General features: G+C 60.2%; 24 protein-coding genes. 10 read left to right on the forward strand and 14 right to left on the reverse strand.

Annotated elements, in window-relative coordinates; translation table 11 throughout:
• Positions 1-21 precede the first annotated feature (21 nt).
• From KQ933_RS15380 to KQ933_RS15395, 4 genes are read right to left on the reverse strand one after another with little or no spacing between them, the layout of a single operon-like run.
• Positions 22-1,068: a 4-oxalomesaconate tautomerase gene (locus KQ933_RS15380; protein WP_216758919.1), complete on the reverse strand. Its 1,047-nt coding sequence runs from the start codon at positions 1,066-1,068 to the stop codon at positions 22-24.
• Between the two features lie 4 nt (positions 1,069-1,072).
• Positions 1,073-1,744, reverse strand: coding sequence for a 4-carboxy-4-hydroxy-2-oxoadipate aldolase/oxaloacetate decarboxylase (gene ligK / locus KQ933_RS15385; protein ID WP_216755694.1), 672 nt, complete (start codon positions 1,742-1,744; stop codon positions 1,073-1,075).
• The gene (locus tag KQ933_RS15390) at positions 1,744-2,472 is read right to left on the reverse strand and encodes a PIG-L deacetylase family protein (RefSeq protein WP_216755695.1); all 729 of its coding nucleotides are present in this window, start codon (positions 2,470-2,472) and stop codon (positions 1,744-1,746) included. The genes ligK and KQ933_RS15390 overlap by 1 nt, the downstream gene beginning before the upstream one ends.
• Positions 2,473-2,475: 3 nt before the next feature.
• Positions 2,476-3,435, reverse strand: coding sequence for a VOC family protein (locus KQ933_RS15395; protein WP_216755696.1), 960 nt, complete (start codon positions 3,433-3,435; stop codon positions 2,476-2,478).
• Between the two features lie 416 nt (positions 3,436-3,851).
• On the opposite strand from KQ933_RS15395, the gene KQ933_RS15400 reads away from it, so the two are divergent.
• The 3 genes from KQ933_RS15400 to KQ933_RS15410 all read left to right on the forward strand — a co-directional run bounded on the left by KQ933_RS15400 (position 3,852) and on the right by KQ933_RS15410 (position 7,057).
• Positions 3,852-4,772: a methylenetetrahydrofolate reductase gene (locus KQ933_RS15400; protein ID WP_216755697.1), complete on the forward strand. Its 921-nt coding sequence runs from the start codon at positions 3,852-3,854 to the stop codon at positions 4,770-4,772.
• A gap of 32 nt (positions 4,773-4,804) precedes the next feature.
• Positions 4,805-6,001 (forward strand): LysR family transcriptional regulator, encoded by a 1,197-nt coding sequence (locus KQ933_RS15405; protein WP_216755698.1) that lies wholly within the window; start codon positions 4,805-4,807, stop codon positions 5,999-6,001.
• 102 nt (positions 6,002-6,103) lie between these two features.
• Entirely contained in the window at positions 6,104-7,057 is a 954-nt protein-coding gene (locus tag KQ933_RS15410) for an NAD(P)-dependent oxidoreductase (protein ID WP_216755699.1), read from the forward strand.
• Between the two features lie 41 nt (positions 7,058-7,098).
• On the opposite strand, the gene KQ933_RS15415 is transcribed toward KQ933_RS15410, so the two are convergent.
• From KQ933_RS15415 to KQ933_RS15425, 3 genes are read right to left on the reverse strand one after another with little or no spacing between them, the layout of a single operon-like run.
• On the reverse strand, positions 7,099-8,025 hold the full coding sequence (locus tag KQ933_RS15415) for a dihydrodipicolinate synthase family protein (protein ID WP_216755700.1): 927 nt from the start codon (positions 8,023-8,025) through the stop codon (positions 7,099-7,101).
• Complete coding sequence (locus KQ933_RS15420) at positions 8,022-8,726, reverse strand: ribonuclease activity regulator RraA (protein ID WP_216758920.1); 705 nt, start codon at positions 8,724-8,726, stop codon at positions 8,022-8,024. Before KQ933_RS15420 ends, KQ933_RS15415 begins: the two co-directional genes overlap by 4 nt.
• Positions 8,727-8,735: 9 nt before the next feature.
• The gene (locus KQ933_RS15425; RefSeq protein WP_216758921.1) at positions 8,736-9,515 is read right to left on the reverse strand and encodes an SDR family oxidoreductase; all 780 of its coding nucleotides are present in this window, start codon (positions 9,513-9,515) and stop codon (positions 8,736-8,738) included.
• A 99-nt stretch (positions 9,516-9,614) separates the two neighbouring features.
• On the opposite strand from KQ933_RS15425, the gene KQ933_RS15430 reads away from it, so the two are divergent.
• On the forward strand, positions 9,615-10,496 hold the full coding sequence (locus tag KQ933_RS15430) for a LysR family transcriptional regulator (protein WP_216755701.1): 882 nt from the start codon (positions 9,615-9,617) through the stop codon (positions 10,494-10,496).
• On the opposite strand, the gene KQ933_RS15435 is transcribed toward KQ933_RS15430, so the two are convergent.
• The 5 genes from KQ933_RS15435 to KQ933_RS15455 all read right to left on the reverse strand — a co-directional run bounded on the left by KQ933_RS15435 (position 10,493) and on the right by KQ933_RS15455 (position 16,430).
• On the reverse strand, positions 10,493-11,323 hold the full coding sequence (locus tag KQ933_RS15435) for a glycoside hydrolase family 16 protein (protein ID WP_216755702.1): 831 nt from the start codon (positions 11,321-11,323) through the stop codon (positions 10,493-10,495). The two genes, KQ933_RS15430 and KQ933_RS15435, sit on opposite strands and share 4 nt — an antisense overlap.
• A 50-nt stretch (positions 11,324-11,373) precedes the next feature.
• Positions 11,374-12,855 carry a lipopolysaccharide biosynthesis protein gene (locus KQ933_RS15440; RefSeq protein WP_216755703.1) on the reverse strand — a complete coding sequence of 494 codons (1,482 nt, stop codon included), beginning with the start codon at positions 12,853-12,855 and terminating at the stop codon, positions 11,374-11,376.
• Positions 12,856-12,932: 77 nt separating this feature from the next.
• Positions 12,933-14,177: a glycosyltransferase family 4 protein gene (locus KQ933_RS15445; RefSeq protein ID WP_216755704.1), complete on the reverse strand. Its 1,245-nt coding sequence runs from the start codon at positions 14,175-14,177 to the stop codon at positions 12,933-12,935.
• On the reverse strand, positions 14,174-15,565 hold the full coding sequence (locus KQ933_RS15450; protein ID WP_216755705.1) for a glycosyltransferase family 4 protein: 1,392 nt from the start codon (positions 15,563-15,565) through the stop codon (positions 14,174-14,176). The genes KQ933_RS15445 and KQ933_RS15450 overlap by 4 nt, the downstream gene beginning before the upstream one ends.
• Before the next feature lie 121 nt (positions 15,566-15,686).
• Positions 15,687-16,430, reverse strand: a complete 744-nt coding sequence (locus KQ933_RS15455) for a Crp/Fnr family transcriptional regulator (RefSeq protein WP_216758922.1) — start codon at positions 16,428-16,430, stop codon at positions 15,687-15,689.
• Between the two features lie 463 nt (positions 16,431-16,893).
• Here KQ933_RS15455 and KQ933_RS15460 point away from each other — a divergent pair, with 463 nt between their 5' ends.
• Positions 16,894-17,607 carry a sugar transferase gene (locus tag KQ933_RS15460; RefSeq protein WP_216755706.1) on the forward strand — a complete coding sequence of 238 codons (714 nt, stop codon included), beginning with the start codon at positions 16,894-16,896 and terminating at the stop codon, positions 17,605-17,607.
• A 98-nt stretch (positions 17,608-17,705) separates the two neighbouring features.
• Here the strand turns inward: KQ933_RS15460 and KQ933_RS33745 are convergent, their stop codons facing one another.
• Entirely contained in the window at positions 17,706-17,828 is a 123-nt protein-coding gene (locus tag KQ933_RS33745; protein WP_301925011.1) for a hypothetical protein, read from the reverse strand.
• On the opposite strand from KQ933_RS33745, the gene KQ933_RS15465 reads away from it, so the two are divergent.
• From KQ933_RS15465 to KQ933_RS15480, 4 genes are all read left to right on the forward strand, one after another.
• Positions 17,818-19,446, forward strand: coding sequence for a Wzz/FepE/Etk N-terminal domain-containing protein (locus tag KQ933_RS15465; RefSeq protein WP_253958247.1), 1,629 nt, complete (start codon positions 17,818-17,820; stop codon positions 19,444-19,446). The two genes, KQ933_RS33745 and KQ933_RS15465, sit on opposite strands and share 11 nt — an antisense overlap.
• The gene (locus KQ933_RS15470; RefSeq protein ID WP_216755708.1) at positions 19,443-20,393 is read left to right on the forward strand and encodes a glycosyltransferase family 2 protein; all 951 of its coding nucleotides are present in this window, start codon (positions 19,443-19,445) and stop codon (positions 20,391-20,393) included. The genes KQ933_RS15465 and KQ933_RS15470 overlap by 4 nt, the downstream gene beginning before the upstream one ends.
• Before the next feature lie 4 nt (positions 20,394-20,397).
• The gene (locus tag KQ933_RS15475; RefSeq protein WP_216755709.1) at positions 20,398-21,756 is read left to right on the forward strand and encodes a polysaccharide biosynthesis/export family protein; all 1,359 of its coding nucleotides are present in this window, start codon (positions 20,398-20,400) and stop codon (positions 21,754-21,756) included.
• 133 nt (positions 21,757-21,889) lie between these two features.
• On the forward strand, positions 21,890-23,341 hold the full coding sequence (locus KQ933_RS15480; RefSeq protein WP_216755710.1) for a hypothetical protein: 1,452 nt from the start codon (positions 21,890-21,892) through the stop codon (positions 23,339-23,341).
• Between the two features lie 29 nt (positions 23,342-23,370).
• On the opposite strand, the gene KQ933_RS15485 is transcribed toward KQ933_RS15480, so the two are convergent.
• The gene (locus tag KQ933_RS15485) at positions 23,371-23,667 is read right to left on the reverse strand and encodes a hypothetical protein (RefSeq protein ID WP_216755711.1); all 297 of its coding nucleotides are present in this window, start codon (positions 23,665-23,667) and stop codon (positions 23,371-23,373) included.
• A 283-nt stretch (positions 23,668-23,950) separates the two neighbouring features.
• On the opposite strand from KQ933_RS15485, the gene KQ933_RS15490 reads away from it, so the two are divergent.
• Positions 23,951-24,862 carry a glycosyltransferase gene (locus KQ933_RS15490; protein WP_216755712.1) on the forward strand — a complete coding sequence of 304 codons (912 nt, stop codon included), beginning with the start codon at positions 23,951-23,953 and terminating at the stop codon, positions 24,860-24,862.
• The last annotated feature ends 54 nt before the right edge of the window (positions 24,863-24,916 follow it).

A 24,916-nucleotide genomic window follows, 5' to 3' on the forward strand; every position in this document is an offset into this window, starting at 1 on the left:
GCGCTCGAAGCACCGCTGCGCTTATGCAAAGACATATCCATCAAAAAGCTTGCGGGCAGTGCGCAGCACGGCCGCATCGGTCACCACACCGTCCCGGACGGTTGCGATCACGCTCATCTCACCGGTCGGATGTTCAACCGAGAGCAGCTTTTCGTCACCATCGGGCACGATGGCGAGTTCTACCGCTGGCCCTTCCGGCAGCAAACAGGCCGTCGCTACGCTGACGGCACCGAGTACGCCGATCGCATCATGGCAACGATGCGGAATGAAGGTGCGCGTCGAAATCGCGCCACCGGCTCTTGGCCGCGAAACCATCGTCATCTTCGGCACCGATTTCTTCGAGACATCACCGAGATTCATCATCGGCCCGGCCCTCAGTCGGATTGCCTCCAGCTTTGCCCGCAGCTCCTTGTTGGCTTCAAGCTCATCAGACGTTTCCATGCCCTCAATGCCGAGATCACTGGCCAGCATGACGACACAGGGCATGCCGTTATCGATCAGCGTGCATGCGACGCCCTCAATGACATCGACCGCATGCCCCGTCGGCAGAAGCGCACCGCAGCTCGAACCCGCGGTATCCGCGAAAGTGATCGGCACCGCAGCTGCCGTGCCCGGCACGCCGTCGATACGGGCATCCCCTACGTAGGTGACGCGACGATCCGGCGTTGATATCTTCGCGGTGGCGATCTGCCCGGTATTTTCCATGAAGATGCGCACGTCCGTCTGCCCGTCCTCGGCCTCGATCAGGCCGCGCTCGATGGCAAAGGGCCCGACACCGGCAAGGATATTGCCGCAGTTCTGCGCATCGGTGACGATTGGCTCATCGACGAAGACCTGCAGGAAGAGATAGTCGACATCGGCACCAGGCCGCTGCGACCGCTTTACCACGGCCACCTTGGAGGTCAGCGGGTCCGCACCTCCCATGCCATCGATCTGTCGCGGATCGGGCGACCCCAGGGCGCGAAGCAGAAAGCCATCGCGATCTTCGGGCAGATCTTCCGCCAGGAAATAGCCGCCCTTGGACGTGCCGCCGCGCATCCACATGCAGCGTACGCCCTGCTGCGGAATGGCGTCAGACATATTTCAGCCCCTTCTCCGTGAGCCTTTCGCGCATCTTGTAGATGTCGAGCCCGAGTTCCCCTGCAGCAAGCCGCCGGCGCTTGTCTTCCTCCGCCGTAACACGCTGTTCGGCCTTGCCGGCGACCTCGGCCGCCTCTTCCCGGCCCACGACGCAGACCCCATCATCATCGGCAACGATGACATCGCCTGGATTGACCAATACACCGGCGCAAACGACGGGAATATTGACCGAACCGAGCGTCTCCTTGACCGTGCCCTGCGCAAAAATCGCCTTGGACCAGACCGGAAAATTCATCGCCTTGAGATCGGCGACGTCGCGCACGCCGGCATCGATGACGAGCCCGCGGCAGCCCCGCGCCATGGCAGACCTCGCCAGCAGATCACCGAAATAACCGTCCTCGCAGGGACTGGTTGGCGCAAGCAGCAGAATGTCGCCCGCCTTGATCTGCTCGATTGCCACATGCAGCATCCAGTTGTCGCCGGGAGGCGCGGAGATGGTCACCGCGCTCGCCGCGATCCTCGCGCCCGGATAGATCGGCCGCATGTAGCTCGCAAGCAGGCCCTTGCGGCCTTGCGCCTCATGCACTGTCGCCACTCCGCAGGCAGCGAGGCGATCGATGACGGACTGCTCCGCCCGTGCGATGTTTTGAACGACGACACCCATCAGAGTTCATCCACGGTGCGCGGGAAGACGGACTGGAAACCCTCCGCATGTGTCGACTTGCGGCCCCCGGACTGTCCGCCGGAATTGCGCGTGAAGTGGTTGCCGCGATTTTCGGCGATGTTCTTGTAATAATGCCAGAGGTGTTCCTGCCCTTCCATGCACTGGATCGCCGCCCACTTCTTCTCCCAGACGGGCGAGATATCGAGGAAGACGTCGGGCTTCCATTCCATCTGTTCGGTCTGGTGCGGCTCGAAAAGATAGAGCTGCGGCGCACCCAGGATCTTCTCGCCGGGATTATGACCCCATGCCTGCGCAATCATCCGCGCCTCGAGTGCCACCTGCGTCGCATACATATGGTCGGTATTATAGGGATCCCATTTGGAATGGCTGAGCATGAATTCCGGCTGCACGGCGCGGATCACATCGACCAGCCGGAATTTTGCCTCCTGATCGACGACAAGCGGATAATCGCCGAGATCGAAGAACTGGATGTCGTGCGCTCCAAGTGCCTTGGCGGCATTCTCGGCCTCGACGCGACGCTCTGCCTTCACCTTTTCCAGCGTCATCCGGGCATTCTTCCAGAGCTTGGCGCTCTCGCCGCGTTCGCCATAGGACAGGCAGACAACGGTGACTTCATAGCCCTTTTCCTGATGCAGGGCGATCGCACCGCCGCAGCGCCAGACGAAATCTGCCGAATGAGCGCTGATGACCAAGGCCGTCTTTGCCATGAACTAGTCCTTCCTCCCCACGGGGGGCGTGCCATGCGTATGAAATGTCTCGATCGTCTTCAGGCCCCAGGCCTGGCCCTTCTTGCGCTCGGTCTCCGTCCAGGTGACGGTCGGCCAATCGGGTCTCAGGATCAGCCGCGCCCCGGCATTGGCGAGCTCGACGCGATTGCCCGAGGGTTCCCAGACGTAGAGGAAGAAGGTGCCCTGGATTGCATGCTTGTGCGGGCCGGTTTCGATATGGACGCCGTTTTCGAGGAAGATATCTGCCGCGCGCAGAATGTCCTCGCGCTGATCGACGGCGTAAGTAACATGGTGAAACCGCCCCCTCGCCCCGGTATGGTCCTCGGAATAGGCGATATCATAGGTCTTGTTGTTGACAGTGAACCAGCAACCGCCAAGCCTTCCGTTGTCGAGCAGGATCTGCTCCGTTACCCGGCTGCCGAGCGCCCTGATCATGAAATCACGGATCGCCCTGACATCGCTCGCAAGCAGGTTCAGATGGTCTAGCCGGCGCGGGCTGGCGCCGCGTCCATGATATCGTTGGGCAATATTCTTCAGCGCCGGGCGCTCACCTTCAGGCGCCTCGTAGACATGCGTGTCGTAATAGAGTTCGAAAATATGGCCGTCCGGATCAGTGAAGCGATAGGCATGGCCATGTCCCGCATCGCCTTCCACCCAGCCGATACCGCGGCCCATCTCCTCGATCACCTTTACCCGGCGCTCCAGGGCTTCCGGAGACGAAGTGCGATAGCCGACATGCCCGACACCAGTCGTATAGTGACGCACCAGCTTCAACGTATGGAATTCGTAATCGTCGAAGGCACGCAGATAGGCGACGCCATCTTCGATCAGGCTGGGTGTAAGCCCATAGACCCGCGTGAAGAAATCGAGGCTTTGCTCGAAACGGTCGCTATAGAGCTCCACATGACCGAGATGGGCGACGTCAAAGCACGGCTCTGTCATGCAGCAATCCCCCGGCAGTGGCCTCGCCAGCCCTCAAAAATCTCATGATGATCCTCCTCGCAGGCGAGCGCCTCCACGTTCGCTTGCCGTCGAAAACACTAGAAAGGTCGCCGGCAGCAGGCAATTTCGTTCTGCTGACGGGTCATAAGCTGAGGTTACAGATACCCATAGAAGCGGGCGGAAAGGACGGCCGCCAAAACTCCCTCCGGCGACCGCCCACCTCGGCCAGAAACTGTCGCGGGCAGGCTGCCTTCAGGCAGTTCAGCTCCTCTTTCCGCAGCCGGAATGCATACTGACTTCTCAAGAAACCCACTGAATTTCAGCATTTAACACGGAAATCGACTCATAATGATTGAATTTGGCTTTATAATGTATACATTTTGAAGATGCGGAGGAGCATCGAAGGGAGCGATGAAATGGCCTTACTGAATTTCGCCGGCAAGTCGAGAGGGCACGCTCCGGAGCCGGAATTCGCGGACATAATCGAGGGTTGGTCAATCGAGGTCATGCCGCGCACGGCCGCTAAGATCGATGATTTCCGCGCGCTTCTGCCGATCGGGACGCGTGTCTATATCGCCCACCTCGACGGCACCCCCATCGAGGACATGGTTGCAACAGCAAGACGGCTGAACGCACAGGGTTTTCCAGTCATGCCGCACATCCCGGCTCGCAGCATTCCTGATATCAGCACATTGGCAGACTGGCTCGAACGCTACCGCAGTGAAGCCGACGTCCGCCAGGCGCTGCTGCTCGGTGGCGGCAGGACCACCCCCATAGGCGATTTTCACAGCTCGATGCAATTGATCGAGACTGGCCTTTTCGATCATCACGGCTTCACGCATCTGCATTTTGCCGGGCATCCGGAAGGCAGCCGCGCTGTCGATCCGGATGGATCGACAGCGCTTGCCGATCGGGCACTGCTCTGGAAGCAGGATTTCGCTTCGCGCACCGAAGCGAAGCTCGCCCTCACCACCCAGTTTACCTTCGAGCCGCAACCCCTGATCGATTGGGCGGAGCGCATTCAGGAGGCCGGTGTCACCATGCCTATCCATGTCGGCATTGCAGGCCCGGCACAGCTGCAAACGTTGATAAAATACGCGATCTCCTGCGGCATCGGTCCATCCATGAAGGTGCTGCAAAAGCGCGCCATGGACATAACCAAGCTGCTGCTCCCCTATGAGCCAACGGAACTCGTCGCTGCCCTTGCCGATCACAAGGCAAGAAGGCCTGAAAGCCTCATCAGCCGGTTACACATCTTCCCGCTCGGCGGCATTCAGGTGGCAACAGACTGGATGAACAAGCACCGTTCCGTCGAAACACCTATTGCGCTACCCTGATGCGGCCCGGCAGCGGGCTTTCAGGAAGAGCCATGCCGACGCCACTCCACCCAAATCTGCGCCATATCAGGCTATTCGTCGCCTGCGCCGAGACCGGCTCGCTGACCTCGGCCGCAATCACCCTCGGCATCACCCAGCCGGCAGCCTCGCAGGCCCTTCGGCGACTGGAGGAGTTGCTGAACGCAACTCTTATCGAACGTGATACCATGGCGTTGACGGCGGAAGGGAAAGTCGTCCTGAAGCGGTTCGGCCGCCTCAGTGATCTCATCCGCCAAGCCTGCGCGCCCATGGCAAAAGCGGCAATCGACACTATCGAGACGCGTCTGACGTGGCCGCACCTTCATGCCATCACGGGTTTTGCCGAGCATGGCAGCTTCAGCGCCGCAGCCCGAATGCTCTCACTATCAGAACCAGCCATACAGCGCGCCGCCCGCGAAGCCGAAGCCATGATGGGCATTTCCCTCTTCGAAAATTCCGGCAGGAATGTTCGTCTGACCACCATGGGTCTTTCCGCCGCCCGCTGGCTCGGCCTGGCACTTTCCGAATTCGAAAGCCTGCGTGACGAACTCCTGGAGGCTCACAACCACTATGCCGGTCGTATTTCGATCGGTACCCTCCCGCTGACGCGCACGTTCCTCGTGCCCGACGTGATCGCCGTTCTCGCCAGCCGCTATCCGCATGCGCGTTTCGAAATCATGGAGGGCAGTTATGAAGTCCTGATCGACGATCTCGATCGCGGCCGTATCGATGTCCTCGTCGGCGCACTGCGCAGGAGCCTTGTCTCCAAGACCCTGTATCAGGAACCGCTCTTCGATTTCGAACTCAGCATCGTCGGACGCGCCAACCATCCGCTGAAGCGGCGTCGAGAGATCACCCCGGACGACCTCGCAGACTATCCCTGGATCGTCGCCCGGCGGGACACGCCTTCGCGTGAGACCTTCAACGCCATGGCTGCAACCTTTCCCGCAGGCAAACCTGCACGCCAGAGCGTCGAAACCGGCTCGCTCAATGCGATCAGGGGCGTGCTCCTGAAATCCGATCATCTCGCCCTGCTCTCTCGCCATCAGATCCGCTATGAACTGGAGGCAGGCTTCCTCTCGGCGATCGATTATCCGCTGCCGGATTCCCGTCGCCCCGTCGGCGTCACATTGCGCCGCCACTGGCTGCCGACAGCCCTTCAGGCTGAATTTCTGGCCCTGCTGAGGGAGCATTCGATAGGGCTGGATTGATATTTAGCGTCACTCTTCGGAGCCCCTTGCCGTGCTTTCCAAGCTTCCGGCAAGCAACGCAACACAATATGCTGCGGCATCTGACTCTCTGAGAACCTGCATATGAGCCAAGAAAAATACCGCGTGCTCGTAACGAGTAACGCGCTGGCGAAGCCTGCTTGCGAAAGATTGGAACAATCTGGCATCTCACTCGAATTCACCAATGCGGCGCCGGACGAGCAGGCTCTGCTCGAAGCCGTCAGCAAGGGACCAATCCACGCAATCCTGCTGCGCGGCAACCCGCCGATCACGCGCCGGCTCATCGAAGCGGCGACGTCTCTGAAGATCATCGCCAAGCACGGCGCCGGCATCGACAGCGTCGACCTGCAAGCCGCCCGCGATGCCGGTGTCGCCGTTACGACCGCCGGGGAGGCCGGCGCCGGTGCGGTCGCGGAACTGGCTCTCTCGATGATCATGGCTCTGGGCCGCGACTTACCCCGGCTGACGGATCGCATACGGAGCGGCGATTGGGATCGCAGCGGATATCAGGGCCGCGAACTTGCGAGCAGAACACTCGGCATCATTGGCCTCGGCCTTATCGGCGGACGGCTTGCGACAATGGCCCATGCGCTGGGCATGAAGGTGATCGCCGCAAGGCCGGGCGGCACACCGCGAACGGAAGGGTTCCCCGTCACTGCTGTTGCCTTCGAGGAGTTCCTGCAAACGGCCGATATCGTCAGTCTCCATTGCCCCGCAACGCCGGAGACATCGGGCCTCATCGACGCAACAGCGATCGGCCGGATGAAAGCCGGCGCGCTGCTTATCAATACTGCCCGCGGCGCATTGGTGGATGAGGCAGCCGTTGCCGCAGCACTGCATTCCGGCAAACTTGCGGGGGCTGCTTTCGACACTTTCTCGGAAGAGCCGATCAATCCGGAAAATCCGCTGCTGAAAGCGCCTAACGTCATCCTGACGCCGCACATCGCTTCACAGACGGCTGCGGCTGTCGAGCGGACAGGGCTTCAGACGGCAGATAACATCATTGCCGCACTGCTTGGAACGGAAACCACATTCTGAACACGAATGGCTTCCCGCTCGACCGCGAGGAGCCGTGTTCGTCAGATGGGTGCACGCGGATCATGCCGCGCGAGACGGCGCAGCAGATAATCGACCTCGGCGCGCGCCGTGGTGCTGAGCGCGCTTCCTGGCTTGCGCTGCGCGTCCGAGGTGATGACACCCCGGCGCATGAGAACATGCTTGCGTACGGCGAGACCGACGCCGAGCTGCTGCTCATAACGGATCAGCGGCAGATGCGCGTCGAAGAGATCGTGCGCTTCGTCGCGTTTGCCGGCAGCGAAAAGGCCGACCAGCTCGACTAGCATGTCGGGGAAGCCGTAACCGGTCATGGCGCCATCTGCACCGCGCTCCGGTTCGAAATCGAGGAACATGCCGCCATTGCCGCAAAGGATCGAGAAGGAACGCAAATCGCCGGCTTTCTGCATGGCGCGCAGCTTCGAAATCTTCTCCAGCCCCGGCCAGTCCTCATGCTTGAGCATGACGCAGGAAGGATGATCGGAGATGATCTTGGCAATCACGCTGGCTGACATGACGACCGTCAGCGTCAGCGGATAATCCTGCAGCACGAAGGGAACATCCGTGCCGACTGCCTCGACTGCCTGCGCGAAATACTGGATGATCTGCTCGTCGGTGCGCAGCGCTGGCGTCGGCGCGATCATGACGCCGGCAGCCCCCATGTCCATCGCATCGCGGGCGAGCGAGCGCATTGCCGCAAAGCCCGGCGCCGAGACGCCGACGACGACGGGCACCCTTGAGCGGCCGACGACCTGGCGGATGATCGCCCGCGATTCCGCAGGCTCCAGCTTCGGCGCTTCGCCCATGATGCCGAGGATCGTCATGCCGGTGACGCCGCTATCCTGATAGAAATCGGTCAGCCGGTCGATCGATGGCGTGTCCAAGGTACCATCGGGCAGGAATGGCGTGGTTGCGATTGCATAGACGCCCTTCGCGTCAATTCCGAAGCTCATTGTGCATCCTTCCACGCCTGATAGCGCGCCTTCGTTTCCGCGTTCATGGGATAGAGACCGGGAAGCGGCACGCCCCGGTCGATTTCGGTCATGATCCAGCCTTCCATGCGCTCCTGCTCCGGCGCTTCGGCAAGCACGGCATCGAGTAGGGCGGCCGGGATGAGCACAGCGCCGTCCTTGTCGGCAACGACGATATCGCCGGGGAAAACCGCGACACCGCCGCAGGCGATCGGCTGCTGCCAGCCGACGAAGGTCAGCCCTGCGACGGAAGGCGGCGCCGCCATGCCGTCGCACCAGACAGGCAAGCCGCTACCAAGCACGCCTTCGAGATCGCGCACGACACCATCACTGACCAAGGCGGCCACCTTACGCCTCATCATCCGGGCACAGAGGATATCGCCGAATATACCGGCATCCTGCACGCCCATGGCATCGACAACGGCAATACAGCCCTCCGGCATGTCCTCGATTGCCGCGCGCGTGGATATCGGCGAAGCCCAGCTTTCGGGCGTTGCCAGATCCTCACGCGCCGGCACGAAACGCAGCGTGAAGGCAGGACCGACCAGTCGTTCCTGACCAGGCTTCAACGGCTTGGTGCCGCGCATCCAGACATTCCTGAGCCCCTTTTTCAGGAGCACGGTCGTCAATGTCGCGGTGGAGACGCCCTTCAGGATTTCGATGGCGGCTGGATCGAGAGACATCATTGCACCTCATATGCTCTGGATGAGGCCGCCGTCGATGCGAATGACGGAGCCGGTAATATAGGATGCGCGTGGGCTGGCGAGAAAAGCAACTGTGTCGCCATATTCCTCAGGCCGGCCGTAGCGCCCAACCGGGATAGAGGCCGTACTTTCCGCCGTAACCTCCTCTACGGGCCGGTTCTCTCGCTTTGCCTTCTGTTCATCGAGGAAGGTAATCCGCCCGGTTGCGATGCGGCCCGGCAGCACGATGTTGGCGGTGATTCCGTCGCGGCCGACTTCGCGAGCAAGCGTCTTTGACCAGCCGACCAGCGCCAAGCGCAGGCTGTTGGAGATGCCGAGATTGGGGATCGGCGCTACGACGCCTGATGATGTTGACGTGACGACGCGGCCCCAGCCCCGCGCCTTCATGCCCGGCAGGACGGCATCCGTTACGGCAATCACCGAACGCACCATCATGTCGAAATAATTGGACCAGGTCTCCGCCGCCTGGCCGGAAGCCGGCGTCGGTGGCGGTCCGCCCGTATTGTTGACGAGGATATCGACCGGTCCGAAGGTCCCGGCGATCAAAGCCAGCCTCGTCTCGATGAGGGCGAGATCGGCGATATCCCAGCCGATGGCGAGCGCCTTGCCCCCTGCGGAAACGATAGCTTCCGCCGTCTTCGCGGCAGCGGCTTCGTCGATATCGGCAACGGCGACGCGAGCGCCTTCCGCAGCCAGCGAGCGGGCAATCGCCCCACCCAGTCCGCCACCCGCGCCGAACACCAGCGCGGTCTTTCCATTCAATTGCATGTCCAAGGCAGATACTCCGGTTTCGCTCCCATTATGGCGATCCCAAGAAGAAGAAAAATCTCGCTTTTTATGATTTCAGAAGATAGAAAAACTATTCTTATGGAAACTCGCTTTCTCGATACTTTCCTGCTGGTTGCCGAGCTCGGATCGCTGGCCGAGGCCTCCCGCCGCCTCGGCATCACGCCTGCCGCGGTCGCCCAGCGCATGCAGGCGCTGGAAGACGATGTCGGCGTGCCGTTGCTGACCCGCGTCGGCCGTCGTGTCCGTCCAACCGATACCGGCCATGCCATCATCGAAAAGAGCCGCAAGATCCTCGCCGAGGTCCGCGACCTGAAGAGTCTCGCCAATGCCGAGCTGCCCTCCGGCGAACTTCGCCTCGGGGCCATCACGACAGCGCTGACCGGACTGCTGCCATCAGCCCTTCATGAGGTTTTCGCCAGCATGCCGCTTGTTGAGGTCTTCCTGCTGCCTGGTCCCTCCACCGATCTCTATCAGCGGCTGATGGACAGGCATATCGACGCGGCAATCCTCGTAAAGCCGCCCTTTTCGATACCGAAGACATTGGAGTGGGAGCTCTTGCGGGCCGAACGCCTGGTTCTTCTTGCCCCCGCCGATTGCCGGGGCGAGAACCCGCATAATCTCCTGAAGACCCGTCCCTTCATCCGCTACGATCGGAACAACTGGGGCGGACGCCTTGCCGACGAATATCTTCAAAAACAGGGCTTGAAGCCCGCCGAGCGTCTGGAACTTGATTCTCTTGAAGCGATCTCGGTCATGGTCGCCAACGGGCTCGGCGTCTCGCTGGTGCCGGATTGGGCACGACCCTGGCCGGAGGGCCTGAACATCGCCATCCTCGAACTGCCGGTGCCCTTCCCCCCACGCGAGGTCGGTTTACTCTGGCCGCGCAGTTCGCCATCGCGCCGGCTGACCGGCATCGTGCTCGACGCATTGAAACGCTCGCAAGCCGCTGCTAGGCCCTAACCGTTACTCGCCGACATCAAGCTCTTGCGCTGATAGACGTGGATATAATCAACCAGGAGGTAAGACGGGTTCGGCGTTTCATCGATCGGCCAGCCCGATCCGAGTGCAAGATTGACCAGCGGATAGAAAGGCATTTGGAATTCCGGCGGTGTATCGAAACTCCACAGCGGCTTGCGGTCCAGATAGAAGGTCGATTTCTGCGGGCCGATATCCACACCGAACGTATGGTAGTCGCTGCTGAGCGAACCTTCGGGCACATTCGTCAGATGGCCGTCCGTCGTGTGCTGGTTGCTCGGACGCCAGACGTGATACCCCATGCTGAACTCGCCGGGCGCACGGCCGTAATATTCGATCACGTCGATTTCCGAAGTGAATTTGGATCGGTCGAGGCCAATCAGCCAGAAGGCCGGCCAAACGCCCTTGCCGGGCGGCAGCTTCATGCGTGCTTCAAAGTAGCCGAATTTCTGGGAGAATCCCTCCCCTTTCGGATTGGTCGAGGCGAGCAGCCCGGAGCGCCACTGACCGTCAGCTTCCTTCCGTGCCTCAATCCGCAGAATGCCGTTATCGACCGTAAAGGGGAAACCGTCCATGGGGTCGGTAAAGCGCGCATCGCCGAAATCGCCGTTCCACGGCGTATGAGCAATCCAGCGCGATTTGGTCTCGCCCCATGCCGAAACGTCGAGCGTGTCGAAGTCTTCGGCAAAGGTCATCTGGAAATCGTCGAGGTTGAGCGGCTCTTCCGCTTCGCTGGGCCGGGGGCCTGGCGGGCCGAAAAGGCTGATGACGATCAGAAGCGCAAATCTTCCGGCGAATTTCGCGTGACGCATTTTTCTCCCTCCCGGAGGTTTCGACCCCGTCGCGGGGTTTTGCGAGTCGATCATGAAACGACGACCCCGTTTCGCCGGGGTGTGATCTTCCTGATAACGATGGCTTCCAGGCCGTCGGGCCGCCCGACGGCCTGCCACAAGAGCAGGGAGAAAACCCAGAAGATCGCAAGCGCGGCACCGCTGCAGAGGCCGACGCCGATGACGAGTTCGATGCCCAGAGGCATGGCGATCAAAACGGGCTGAACCCAGAGCAGGAAACCGATCATCGGCAGGCAGGCCGAAAGCGGCCGGATGAACGCGTAAAGCTGCGCGCCGATCGAGGCACCGATCAACCGTTGCGTGATGACAAGGCAGACTACATAGGAAACGACGGCGGCAATGACGCGAGCCGCCAGGGCACCGTCAAGCCCGAACATCATCACGCCGAGCACCGTAATCGGCGCCCTCACTGCAAATTCAGCAAACATCCGCAACGCCACATAACGGGTCTTGTCGAGAACCATCACGAGCGGCGGCATGATGGTCGTCGGCAGGCCGATCAGGCTGACGATGCAGAGCCACTGCAGGATCGGCGCCGCAAAGGCCCACTTCTCGCCGACGACGATGCGCAGGATCGGTTCGGCCAGGAAAATGATGACGAGCAGGATAGGTGACGCCACGACCATGATTGCGTTGGTCGCCTTCAGATAGGCGGCGATCTGCTTGCCCCGGTCACTGACATTGGAAAAGGCGGCCATCAGCGGGCGCATCAGCGGGCCGACGAATGTCTGATAGGGAATGCCTGCGAGATTGTCCGCAACGCTGAAGGCGCCATAGGTGGAAAGGCTTGTAAAACGCGGCAGCAGCAGCCGGTCCATCTGCCAGTTGAGCGAGTTGAGAACCTGCGAAATCGTGTTCCAGCCGATCATGTCCTGGAAGTGCTTCCATTCCGAGAGGCTGAGCCTCGGTCGCATCGGCGCGAAGATATAGGAGACGATGGTCGCCGCCGTCGGTCCGGCGACGGCGCCGATCGCCAGCCCCCAGTAGCTGTTGGTCGCAAGCGCGACGCCGACGCCGAAGATCAGCGTCGATCCCTTGGCAATGAGATCGAGGGCGAATTCGCGCCGGAAATCGAACCGCTGCATGAAAAGCACCATTCGTGGGCTGATCACGCTGCGCATCGCGGGCGCGATTGAAACCACGGCAACCAGCGAAAAAAGCCGCGCATCGTTATAAATGAGAGCCATCGGCCAGGCGATGATGATCATCAGCAGGCTGATCGCCGTGCCTCTGATGAGGCTCAATGTAAAGGCTGTGGCAAACATCCGCTCGGACGGCGAGGAAACGCGCACAAGTGCCTGGGTGAGCGGCAGGTCAAGGATCGCCTCGACGATGACGAGAACCGATGTGGCAATGGCGACGATCCCGAAATCTGCCGGGCTCAAAAGTCTTGCGAGAATGAGCAGGCTCACGAAATCGAGCAGTCGTGCCAGGAATTTTCCGCTGATTGTCCAGATGCTTGCTGCCGCAGTTCTATGCGATACGCTTGACACGATTTATTCCTTGGCCATGAGCAACGAACCTCTTCTGGGGAGCGCCGGGTGCCGCCGCTCCGGGTTTTTTGTGCGTGTCAGCTTACCTTCCTCCTGACGGGGCCTGCGGCCTGATGGCCATGGTTGACGAGTTGCTCGTCGATGAGGGCGCCGAGGCGATCGCGGAACACCGCTGCGGAGAATCTCAGGGCATGGTTGCGGATCGCCGCCGGATCGAGCGTATCCTCGACCGCTTCGAAGGCTGCCATCGTTTCCATCAGCGCTTCCGCAGTCTGCTCCGCAAAGCGGAAGCCGACATGCGGTGCGCAGACCGTCTCGCGTGCGCCGCCCGCATCGAAAGCCAGAACCGGCCGGCCCGACGCCATCGCTTCCACCGGCAGAATGCCGAAGTCTTCGATGCCGGGAAACAGCAGCGCGCGGCAGCGCGACAGATGATCGCGCAGAACCGGGAACGGCTGATGGCCAAGGAACTGCACCGTCGGTCCGGCGATTGATCTCAGATAGGCTTCCTGCTCGCCCTCACCGATCACAACCAGATTGCGACCCATTTCCGTGCAGGCCTTCACAGCAATATCCGGCCGCTTATAGGCGGTGAGCTGGCCCGCATAGAGATAGAACTCGCCCTTGCCTTGCCCGATGGCGAAATCATCGGTCGCAACCGGCGGATAGATGACGACGGCGTCGCGATCATAGAAGCGGCGGATACGGCCCGCGACATAGCTGGAATTCGCCACGAACGTATCGACGCGCGAGGCGGTCGTCACGTCCCAGGCGCGCAGCATCGGAGCCGTGATCGACATCATTGCCTTGCCGATCCAGGAAACACCGCGCCGGTATAAGTGGAACTGATCCCAGATGTATCGCATCGGTGAATGGCAGTAGCAGATATGAAGTGCATCCGCCCGCGTAATGATGCCCTTGGCGGGGCCGGATTCGCTTGAAATGACAAGATCATAGTTCTGAAGGTCGAAGTGCTCGAGCGCGAAGGGCATGAGCGGCAGCATCTTCGTGTAGTGGCGCGTCGAACGCGGAATCTTCTGCAGGAAGGACGTATGGATGTTGCGGCTGTTCAGGAAATCGCTGGTACGATCAGGATTATACACCAGCGTGAAGATGTCTGCCTGGGGGAACATCCGGCAGAGCTCTTCCACCACCTTTTCGCCACCACGCATCGATACCAACCAGTAATGGACGATAGCGACGCGAAGCGGCTTCGCATCGGCCCTGCTGCCGGCTTCGACGGTACGGCTTCTTGCCACGACGGGCGCATCGCCCCGGAATGCCATTGTTTCGGGGAGAGAGCTTGCTGCTTTGACAATCACCTGAACGCTCCTTGTACGATCGCCCCACCCCTCGGCTCGGGCACCACCTGTGTCGAAATCAGACTGCAGTATTGCGCGAGAAGGGCATCGCGCCATTCTTCATGCGTCGTTGCCAGATTGGGCGACAGCCGGAAGGCGCGTTCGCTCATGAGGCGGACATCCTCCCTCGGCATGTTGCGGAAGGCCATCAGCGTTGCGGCGAAGGCTTCCTCGTCGGTCGTGTCGCAGGAGATCGCCATTCCGGCCCGCTCCATTTCCTCGGCAAGGAAGGCGCCTTTGGTCATGATGACGGGAAGGCCGCTGCGAGCCGCCTCGATCGCCACGAGGCCGAACGGCTCCGGATAGCGGGACGGCATGATGAGCGCGCTTGCCGTGCGGATGATTTGGCCGATCTCGGCATGCGACCGCCAGCCCATGGCCCTGACATGATCGCCGGCCGCCTTAATCTTGGAGATAAGCGGCCCGTCGCCGATCACGCAAAGCTTGACACCGGCCCTGGCCGTGGCGGCAAGCGCATCCTCAATACCCTTTTCCTCATCCAGCCGGCCGATGAAGACGAACTCGTCATTGTTCTCGGCCGCGACACGCTCGGCCGTCAGCGGCGCGATCGGATTGCGGATGGTGACGAGCCGTTCCGGCTGGTAGCCGGAGCCCACAAGGAACTCGGCCATCTTCTCATGGAGCAGGATGATCCTGCCGAAGGCGGGGCGGCTTCTGAGCGCGCGAAAGAGATTGGCGCCGCGGACCGTCCGCCAAAGCTTTTGCGCATAGCTGCGCTTGTCGCAGGAGGTAGTAATGCAGCCTGTCCCCAGCGGGCGCCGCTTGCAGATCTCCTGCGCCTGATAATCGAAAAAGGCCCCATTGGGACAGCCGGTGAAGAAATCGTGTGCGTGAACGACGCATCGGGCGGCAACGGGCACGAGCGCGTCGAAGACGGCCGGCGACAGGATCTGATGCCAGCCATGGACATGATAGGCAGTCTTCGGCGTATCGTTGGCGCGCACCCATGCAGAGATCATATTGCCGGCAGCGGGATTGTGAATGCCGGTCGCAAAAGCCTTGGCACGGCTGGAATTCAAGAGGTCACGGCTGTTCAGCTTGACGATTGAGACGCCGAAAGATGCAAGCTCCTCGTTCGCTCCATCGTCGCCGCAGATATAGGTCACGGCAATACCCAGTCCGCAGAAGAGCTTCGCCGAAAGGACCGCAAGCGAGGTCGCCCCACCCCTCGCCGTAGAATAGTCATCGATGATGACTACACGGTCGAGCACCGGGCGCACAGCGATGCCGTCCCTCCATAGTTTTGCATAGCGCCCGGAAGCCGGCCACCGTACCGTTGAAACGGCAGATCCATTCTCATCAGGACGCAATTGGCCGATGTCGTTCATAGAAGCTCTCCGACGACAGACACAATGGATGCTTTTTGACGGCTAGGCCCCGACGCCGTCCATGCGGGGTGGAGTGGTCACGGACCGGCTGCGGGTGGCAGCCGGATCGTGACGAAGCGCATTATTTTGCCGACACTGCACCGTCGGCATAGGCTTCCAGCGCCTTGCGGTTGAGGATACGGATCCTTCCCTGGGCTCCTTCGATCACCTTGCATTCACGCAGGCGTCGCAAGCACTGGTTGACTTTTTCACGGGACGCCGGAAGCGTCGCCGCCAGATCGTTCTGGGAGATTACCAGCACGTCCCGGTTGGCCGGCGTGTCCCTTCCGTAGACCGAAGATAGCCGCAGAAGCATTCCCGCCAGCCGCGATTGCAGGCTCGATCCGGCGTTCGAAATGATACGGCGTTCCAGCTCGGAAACGCGCGCAAGCGTTCTCGAAAAGACCTTCTCCTGAAACTGCGGATCGGTTGCGTACCTTTCCCGTAACAGACGGCCCTCGAAGAAGTATAGCTCGCAATCCGAACTGGCTCTATACTCCAGATTCAGCATTTGCTTGCGCAATACTTCAAGCTCGCCGATCAAACCTCCCCTCGGAATGATCTCGACGATGAACTCCCTGCCGTCCGGCAACATCGTGCTGGCACTGACCAGCCCGCGCTGCACGCGAGCGAACATGTCCACAAAGACTCCAGCGCCTGCAATAAGTTCGCCGCGACGGAAGTTGCGTACAGTCGCGCGGCAGAACGGGAAGTCGTCGTCACCCGAGATGCGATTGTTCAAAGACGTATCCGGAACAACGCTAATAGCCGCTTTGCCCACTGCGACTCTATAATCTCTCGTTTGTGTAGCTCCGTCCATGCGCATAACTCCCCAACAAAAAACAGATTGGTCGTAGCTGATGCTGCGCTGCATCATTTATATTGTCCTAACTTGAGAGTCAAATAACAATCGAAGATGACAAGAGCATCTCAAATAATAGCAACAATACCACTAGTTATATAGATTATATTTTTTCTAGTATCCGTCGAATTCAGGAGGAGTACTACGCCAAACTGCCCATTTTTGGGGCTATCAGGATTAAAATCGTTCAAAAAAATAGCTGCAACGCCCGGCTTCACCTACTCAAGCCGTGCGCGCAAGACGTCATCTAAGTTAAATTTTCGAATAAATTAGGATGCAGAAGCCCCCCTGCCGCCGAATTCGTAGAGAATTCCGTAGCATTACTGTGTTAGCATAAAGAATTTGCTAACCATTATGACCGCGGTCACAGACAAGCACATTGCGCTGCACCAAACTTCATGAGGTTCTAAACTTTTGGAGTCGGTCGATGACTTGGGAAGCACAGAGTATTGAAGTTCGTGAGCCCTGGCCGAATGTTGACCAGTCCGAGCCGAATAACGATCGTCGCATAGTATCGCGGCCTCACGTGGTCGGCAGGGCATCCAAGCGGGCGGTTGATATCGTGATGGCAACCACCGCTCTGGTTCTGCTGTTGCCTCTGATGCTGATCGTGGCACTCATCGTAAAGTTGAGCGACAAGGGCCCGGTCTTCTATTCGCATACGCGCATTGGATATGGAGGCGCCGCCTTCGGCTGTCTCAAGTTCCGCACCATGAAGACCGATGCCGCCGCTCAGCTCGCCGAGTTGCTGCGCGCCAATCCCTCAGCGCGAACCGAGTGGGAAACAACGCGGAAGCTGAAGAACGACCCGCGCATCACCGCTGTCGGCGATATCCTGAGGAAGTCCAGCATCGATGAGCTCCCGCAGCTCATCAATATCCTGCGCGGCGAAATGAGCGTCGTGGGGCCGCGGCCGGTGACGGCCGAAGAACTCGCGCGTTACGGCGAACATGTCACGAGCTACATGGCCGCGAGGCCAGGCCTGACCGGACAGTGGCAGACCAGCGGCCGGAACGATGTCAGCTACGAATATCGAGTAGCGCTCGATGTCGAGTATGTCCGCGACTGGTCGCTCACACGCGATTTCATCATCATCGCGAAGACCGTTCCCGCCCTGTTCTCGCAGCGCGGCTGCTACTAATCCAAGAACGACGTATGGCCCGCCTCGGCCATACGCACCTGCTTGATATCTACGAAGAAGACCCTCTCGCCCTTGGATCAGGACACTATGAACTCAAATCACGTCTTCAGCAGCGTCTCCCCGATATCTTTGCCGGCCACCGCCAGCGGTAGTTCGTCGCTGACGCTGCGGGACATGTCCTTTTTCGTCAGGATGCGCTGGCCTTGGATCGTGTTTACCACCCTGGTCTTCCTCGCGCTCGCCGCTGCCTATCTCTTCATTGCCAAGCCGACTTATGTGGCCAGTACCCAACTCATGGTCTTCCCGCAGGTGAACGGCTCGGATGCTCAAAGGGCGTTCGCCGAAGACGCCTTCATCGATGCCCAGCTCGAAATAGCAAAGTCCAGCGACGTCCTTGGCGGCGCCGCCAGCGCGCTGAATCTCGCCAACGATGCGGCCTTCTCCGATCAGGCCCTTTCCCTGCAAGACAAGGTCAAGGATTGGCTGACGGGCAACCCGGCGGCTACCGCACAGTCCGAAACGGCACCTGGGGACGCGGCCTTGGGCGATGCCCAGCCCGCCGCAGCGAACCGGGAAGCGCCGCGGACCGACCGGGCGATCGCGCGGCTGCGCAATATTGTCGCAATGCGCCGCATCGGCCAGTCGACGATCCTCGAAATATCTGCCTCCGCCTCCAACCCGCAGAAAGCGGTCGAGATCGCCGATGCGGTTGCCCAGCAGTATATCCGCAAGAATGTCCAGATGAAGGCTGCTGCGGCCCAGCAGTACAGCGAATGGCTGGAACAGTTCGTCAATGAGCAACAGCGCGGGCTTGCCGAGGCCGCGAGTGCGCTTGCCACCTTCAAGGCAAATCCGCGCGACCAGTTCAAGCTTGCCGAACTGCAGAGCGCGACCGACGCCCGCCGCACCCTCTTCGAAAACACCCTTACGCAATACACCGAGGCCAAGCAGCGCATTTCCTATCCGGTTTCCGACGCCACCATCGTTTCGCAGGCAACCTCACCGCTCTCCAAGGCGCGGCCGAACAATTCGCTGATCCTCGCCTTCGCGCTGGTCGTTGGCGCTGGTTCCGGCCTCGGCCTTGCCATGATCCGCCACGTCAGCGACAGGCGCATCATGCGCACACAGCAACTCTCACAGGCGGCTGGCCTGTCCTTCGTCACACCTCTGGGACGCGCAAAGAGGACCAGCCGCGCCGCGGCGCTGCCTGCTGCCGACGACAGCGGCACCGTCGCCTATCCGCTGATCCCCGGAATGGCAGCACTTGGTGCGACTGTCACCGGCTTCCGCCGCAGACGGCGCGTGGTGATAGGCATCGTTGCCGTCAACCCGGGCGGCGGGGCATCCACCATCGCCTGCGAGCTCGCCGTGCTCTCGGCGATATCAGGCGCGCGTACCCTGCTGATTGATGCTGCGGCGACAAAACCCTCGCTCAGCAGATCCATTGCGCCGAACAGTTCAGCCGGCCTGATCGACGTGCTCGACAATATCGAGGCGATCCGCACCGCCACCCTCTCGCTGACGCCGACGCTGAAGTTCCTGCCGCTTGGCAGGGTCCGCGCCGTGACACCCGCCATCCGCCTGAGTTCGCGCCGCACCCAGCTCAACTTCAACGATCTGAAGAAGGAATTCGACGCCATATTCGTCGATATTTCCGCCTTCACCTCGTCGCCGGACGCCAATGCGCTCGCTCCGGAGCTGGACGGTGTTCTCGTCGTAACCTCCTACGGCCGCACTTCGATTGACGAGACCGTTCGCGTTATCGACAGCATGCGCAATGTCGGCGCAGAAATCCTCGGCGCGATCATCAACAACACACCGTCGAGTGTTCAGGCATGACGGCTCCGATCTCACAGGCACCGAAGCTGAAGGTCGCCGTCGGCATTGCCTCCGCGGGCCGGCCGGCGACGCTTCTGGAGACGGTAACCTATATCGGCAACCTTGAGCCTCAGCCGGAGCGTATCATCGTCTGCGTCCCCAACCTGGATGATGCTGCCGGGCTCGCCGACCGCAAAAACGTGGAATTGATGGTCGGCCCTCGCGGACTGACCTGCCAGCGCAATCGGATCATTGAGGCTGCAGGCGCGGACATGGATGTGCTGATCTTCCTCGACGACGATTTCATTCCCGCGCCCGGCTTCATTCCACGCATGACAGCCGTTTTCGCCGACAATCCGGACGTGGTCATCGCGACCGGCGACGTTCTTGCCGACGGCATTCTCGGCGAGGGACTGACCCAATCCGAAGCCATAGATGTCATCAAGAACGCAGGCGAAAGAGGCGAGCAGGTGACCGAAGTCTACAACGCCTACGGATGCAACATGGCGGTTCGACTGGCGCCAATCGTCGGCCACGGGCTCGCCTTCGATGAAGAACTGCCGCTTTACGGCTGGCTGGAAGACGTCGATTTCAGCCGGTCCATCGCCCGCTACGGACGGTCGGTACGTATTTCGGGCGCCTGCGGCGTGCATCTCGGCGTCAAGTCCGGGCGCCAGCCCGGCAAGAGGCTGGGCTATTCGCAAGTCGCAAATCCCGCGCATCTGATGCGCAAGGGCACCATGTCCTGGACCCGCGCCCTGGCGCAGATCGGCCGCAATATCTTGGCGAACACCCGTGGCGCCCTGCTTAATGATAGCGCAGTCGACCGTCGTGGCCGGCTGAACGGGAATTTCCTGGCTTTGTCCGATCTTCTGATGGGACGTGCGTCTCCCATGCGCATCCTCGAACTCAGCCAGTCCTCAAATCGCGAGATGTCTTCGCCATCCATCGCGGCAAAACGGAGGTAGCCCAATGTCTTTCCTTGATCGTCTTCCGTTCGTTGGCCTTGCCGCCGTCTTTACCTGCGCGATGGGATGGAATGCTGCTCATGCCGACAGCTACACGCTCGTCCCCGAGGACAAGATAAAGCTGCGGGTCGTGGAATGGCGTTCCACCGATTCCAAATATGCGAGTTGGGAAGCGCTCGATGGAACCTATAGTGTCGATGACGCAGGCAATCTTTCGATCCCGATCGCCGGCCAGATCAGGGCCTCCGGTCAGACGACCGAGCAACTGTCGGATGCCATTTCAGACGCGTTGGCCGCAAAAGCCGATCTTCCGGTAAGGCCTTTTATCGCCGTCGAAATTGACCAGCACGCGCCGATCTTCGTCAATGGCAGTATCGAGCGGCCGGGACGCTATCCCTTCGAGGCCAATATGACCGTCATCAAAGCCGTCAGCATCGCGGGCGGCTACATGCGGGCGCGTGACGACAGCAGCTACTACGACCGAGACCGCATTCAGGCGGCCGGTGACTATCGCACAGCCGTCCTGAACCGGCGCGATCTCTTGATGCGTGCAGCACGCCTGCGTGCCGAGATCGCCGGTCAGTCCGATTTCGGCACGCCTGCGGAGATCGCCGGCATACCCGATATCGACAAGCTCAAGGCAGAGGAACTGAACCTGATGCGCCTGCGGGCTGTCGAGACCAACAGCAAAGTCGAGGCGGCTGATGATCTGAGCCGTCTTTACACACAGGAAATCCAGTCTCTCGAAGCCAAGATCGTTTCCCAGAAGCGGCAGATCGAACTCGCACAGCAGGAGTTGAACAACGTCAACAGCCTCGTCAGCAAGGGCCTGACCAGCAATACCCGCCAATTTTCCGTCGATCGGAACTTGGCAGAAACCCAGAGCGAACTGCTGGATCTGGAGATCGCGCTTACTAAATCGCGTCAGGGTCTGAATGAGAGCCAGCGCGAAAAGGCCGACATCATCAACAAGCGCAATGCCGAAAACCAGCAGGAGCTGAATACGATCAACCTCGCGATCAACAAGGCGGGGATCGACATGCAGGTGGCGCAGCTTCTCGGCGATCAGGCTGGATACAGCGCCGAACTCGCCCGCATGGGTGCGGAATCGACGCTCCTCGGCACGACCAAAAAGAACTTCAAGATCGTTCGCCGCAACGAGGACGGTAGCTACAGCAACATCGTCGCAGATGAAAACACGGCCCTGTTGCCGCACGACATCATCGAGATCGGCGTTGAGGCCGCTGCCGATGCCTCATCTGCTGCATCACAGCCCCAGCAGCCGGCCGCCGCCCTCATTCCTAATGTAGCCCGAACCGATGCGCCCCGTCCGAACTGGGTATCGCAGACGGGATCGAACTAGGAGACCACGATAGGAATATGCCTGTTAGCGTTGGAGTTGAGTTCATGTCCGCATTTGCCGTCTTGTTGTACCGCACGCAGGACCTGCGCAGCATAGCGGCAGGGTATCTTCGATCTGCGTTGGAGGTTGCGGCATGACAATTGAACCGATCGGCTTCCTCGTCCTCCTGCTCGGCCTGGCGCTCGTCTATTATGGATCCCGCTTCGCGATCACGGCGCTCTGCATCTCCACGCTGCTGGGCGCAGCCGCAGCCTTCCAGCTTCCGGCGCTCGGCGGCAGTAGCATTCAGCCGAGCCATCTCCTGCTGCTCTTCGTCACGATCGGTGTGCTGCTGCGTCCGCGCCAGAAACAGGCGGCGCTGACGAGCCTGGCCTATCCCGGTCCCGGCTTCTGGTTTGCCGCCTATGTTCTGTTTTCTGCTGTATCGGCCTTCTTCCTGCCACGCATTTTTGCCGGCGCGACGCTGGTCTATTCATCCGCACGCAGCAGTTCCGGCTTGATGTCGGTCATGGCATCGCCGCTGGCGCCGGGTTCATCCAACATCACGCAGTCCGTATACCTGCTCGGCGACCTCGTCTGCTTCGCCATCGTCTGCGGTCTTGCACGGCTTGGACATGGACGCTTCATTGCCCGCCAGCTCATCGTCACCGCACTCGTCTGCCTGGGTTTCGCTCTGTTCGATATTGCGACCTTCACGATAGGCCAACCCGACCTGCTCGATTTCATGCGCAACGCCAACTACACGATGCATACAGCCGAAGTCATTGGCGGCTTCAAGCGCATCGTCGGCTCCTTCCCGGAGGCAAGCGCCTATGGCGCGGCGGCTCTGGTATTTTTCAGCTTCACGCTCATCCTCTGGCTTGAGCGTTTCCCGAGCCGCTTCACCGGCTTTGCAACGGTATCGATCGGCCTGACCCTCATCCTCTGCACCTCGACGACGGCCTATGTCGCCGGCCTCTTCATGATCGGCGTTGCGATCCTCTTCAGCCTCAAACGGCTTCTGAGCGGTAAGGCAACCCGTCCTTATGCGACCTTCCTTTTGATCACTCTGCTGATGGTGCCCTGCGTAATCATGGCTGTAGCCCTGATCCCGAGCGCCTGGAACGCCGTCGGCGATTTGGCGAACATCACACTAGCCAACAAGCTCGAATCGCAATCCGGCGAGGAGCGAACCGCTTGGAACACGCTGGCGCTCATCTCTTTCGTGGAGACGGCAACCTTCGGGGCGGGCCTCGGCACTGTTCGTACATCGAGCTTCGCCGCCGCACTTCTGTCGAACGTCGGCCTCACCGGCACAGTTCTCTTCGTGCTCTTCCTTTACAGCCTTCTGACGGCTGCTGCCCGCAGCAAACTGGCGAACCGTGAAAACCGGGCAATTGGAATGGCCGCCGTTTTCGCCTCCGTCGCGCAGATTGCTTCCGCGACGATTTCCGGAAGCAGCACCGACCTCGGCCTGCTTTTCAGCATCACCGCCGGGCTCGCAAGCGGTTGCCTGACCGCCCCTTATGCGCAACCGAACCGCATGACCCGTCTGCAGAGGACACCGGCATCTCTGATGAGTACGCCGGTATTTTCATCGCGATGAGGTATGGGGCAGAAAAGATGTCGGCGATCTCAGCTTTGCTGCTGCTTGCTCGGCACAGGGGCCGGATCGGCGATCGCACTATCCTTGGCCGGCCTGCGGCTGCGGCGCCAGAGCCCGACCACGAAGACGCCCGTCACGTAACAGACCTGCATCAGCACGAGGATGCCGAGACCGTAAAGCGCGGCTCCAAGCAGCGACGAGTTTTGATAAGCTACGATGCCGAAACCGAGAGCCACGACGATCGCAAAAATAGCGAAGGCCCAGGCGCGAATGGCCGCTCCGGCTGCGAGCGAAATCAGTATCACAATGATCGTGCCGTTCAGCATTGCGATGCCTTATCCCTTTCTATCGTCCCACATGCGCCCCATGCCGATCTTCACATTACAGGGTTAAATCCACAACACCCGGCTTTTGGTAGTGGAGCGATAGCAATGGTTAATTTTCTCACAATCCGCCGCGATCAAAACGCCGACGAGGCACGATCGACTCCCGATCGGATCAGAAATTACCCGCTTGCAACAAGTACAGGACAGCACCTCGACAAAGAGAAATTTTTACAGACTCGATCAAAGACAGTTGCCGACGAAGAACGACGAGAAGGATTGTACCATGAGTAATCAGTGCGTGGCCTACGTTACGGATGTCGAATATTCCTTTCCGACTATTCTCTCGGCGCTGCAGGCCCGAAAATTTGCAAATCCTGAGACGGATGTTTGCGTTCTCATGTCAGAACATTTGGACAATTTCGAGGAGCTGAAGAGCCTGCTGGCGTTGAGCGGTGTCAAACTGATGGACGCAACGGAAGCGCTGCACGAATCTCTCGGCAAGCTCGATGGCTCGCATTTCATGGGCCGTATCAGCGTCAGCACCATGGCCAAGCTCGTACTCGCCCAGATCCTGCCTGATAATTATACCCAGATCATCTATCTGGATGGCGACACACAGATCGTCAGCAGCCTTGCCGATCTCGAAAATGCGTTCGCCCCTCCCGGAAAGTTCTTCGCAGCGCGCGACTACACTTCCATCCATGGCCTGCTGCAGAACGGCAAGGACAGCAGTTACTTCAATGCCGGCGTTCTGAAATTCCACCGCGACGGCTGGATCGGGCCGGAAGCGCTGCAACTCTTTGCGACGAACCCGGATGCCTGCGATGGCAAGCATGATCAGGGCGCATTGAACTATGTCTGCGGCTCCTCACTCATCCTGGTGTCGAACCGCTGGAACTTCCCCAAACAGTTCCTGCACCTGGTGGACATGTCCTCGCTCGCCATCGTCCACTATATGGCGCACCCCAAGCCTTGGCATGGCACGTTCTTCCCATGGAGCGATACCGAAAGCCAAGTCTATATCGATCTGCGCAGGACACACCCAGCCTATAACGCGCTGTACCGGGGCATCAGCTTCGACCGCAAGGTTGTTTACAAATATCGTTCAATGCGCGAGCGCGTGAGACATGCCCTTCAGAATGAGATGCCCAATCCGCGCGTCCAGACCCTGCTTGCCGGCGACTATGTCTGCTGACGAAAAGTCGGCTCGATCCCTGCAGGCAGAGCCGGTCCTTAAAACCGGCGCGAA

Origin of the sequence: Rhizobium sp. WYJ-E13, from assembly GCF_018987265.1 — a bacterium.
In the GTDB taxonomy this organism is placed as follows: domain Bacteria; phylum Pseudomonadota; class Alphaproteobacteria; order Rhizobiales; family Rhizobiaceae; genus Rhizobium.

Coding starts and splice junctions, on each gene's coding strand:
- ligK (WP_216755694.1), bottom strand. CDS start 1,744: ATGGGTGTCGTCGTTCAAAACATCGCACGGGCGGAGCAGTCCGTCATC.
- KQ933_RS15390 (WP_216755695.1), bottom strand. CDS start 2,472: ATGGCAAAGACGGCCTTGGTCATCAGCGCTCATTCGGCAGATTTCGTC.
- KQ933_RS15395 (WP_216755696.1), bottom strand. CDS start 3,435: ATGACAGAGCCGTGCTTTGACGTCGCCCATCTCGGTCATGTGGAGCTC.
- KQ933_RS15400 (WP_216755697.1), top strand. CDS start 3,852: ATGGCCTTACTGAATTTCGCCGGCAAGTCGAGAGGGCACGCTCCGGAG.
- KQ933_RS15405 (WP_216755698.1), top strand. CDS start 4,805: ATGCCGACGCCACTCCACCCAAATCTGCGCCATATCAGGCTATTCGTC.
- KQ933_RS15410 (WP_216755699.1), top strand. CDS start 6,104: ATGAGCCAAGAAAAATACCGCGTGCTCGTAACGAGTAACGCGCTGGCG.
- KQ933_RS15415 (WP_216755700.1), bottom strand. CDS start 8,025: ATGAGCTTCGGAATTGACGCGAAGGGCGTCTATGCAATCGCAACCACG.
- KQ933_RS15420 (WP_216758920.1), bottom strand. CDS start 8,726: ATGTCTCTCGATCCAGCCGCCATCGAAATCCTGAAGGGCGTCTCCACC.
- KQ933_RS15425 (WP_216758921.1), bottom strand. CDS start 9,515: ATGCAATTGAATGGAAAGACCGCGCTGGTGTTCGGCGCGGGTGGCGGA.
- KQ933_RS15430 (WP_216755701.1), top strand. CDS start 9,615: ATGGAAACTCGCTTTCTCGATACTTTCCTGCTGGTTGCCGAGCTCGGA.
- KQ933_RS15435 (WP_216755702.1), bottom strand. CDS start 11,323: ATGCGTCACGCGAAATTCGCCGGAAGATTTGCGCTTCTGATCGTCATC.
- KQ933_RS15450 (WP_216755705.1), bottom strand. CDS start 15,565: ATGAACGACATCGGCCAATTGCGTCCTGATGAGAATGGATCTGCCGTT.
- KQ933_RS15455 (WP_216758922.1), bottom strand. CDS start 16,430: ATGCGCATGGACGGAGCTACACAAACGAGAGATTATAGAGTCGCAGTG.
- KQ933_RS15460 (WP_216755706.1), top strand. CDS start 16,894: ATGACTTGGGAAGCACAGAGTATTGAAGTTCGTGAGCCCTGGCCGAAT.
- KQ933_RS15470 (WP_216755708.1), top strand. CDS start 19,443: ATGACGGCTCCGATCTCACAGGCACCGAAGCTGAAGGTCGCCGTCGGC.
- KQ933_RS15475 (WP_216755709.1), top strand. CDS start 20,398: ATGTCTTTCCTTGATCGTCTTCCGTTCGTTGGCCTTGCCGCCGTCTTT.
- KQ933_RS15480 (WP_216755710.1), top strand. CDS start 21,890: ATGACAATTGAACCGATCGGCTTCCTCGTCCTCCTGCTCGGCCTGGCG.
- KQ933_RS15485 (WP_216755711.1), bottom strand. CDS start 23,667: ATGCTGAACGGCACGATCATTGTGATACTGATTTCGCTCGCAGCCGGA.
- KQ933_RS15490 (WP_216755712.1), top strand. CDS start 23,951: ATGAGTAATCAGTGCGTGGCCTACGTTACGGATGTCGAATATTCCTTT.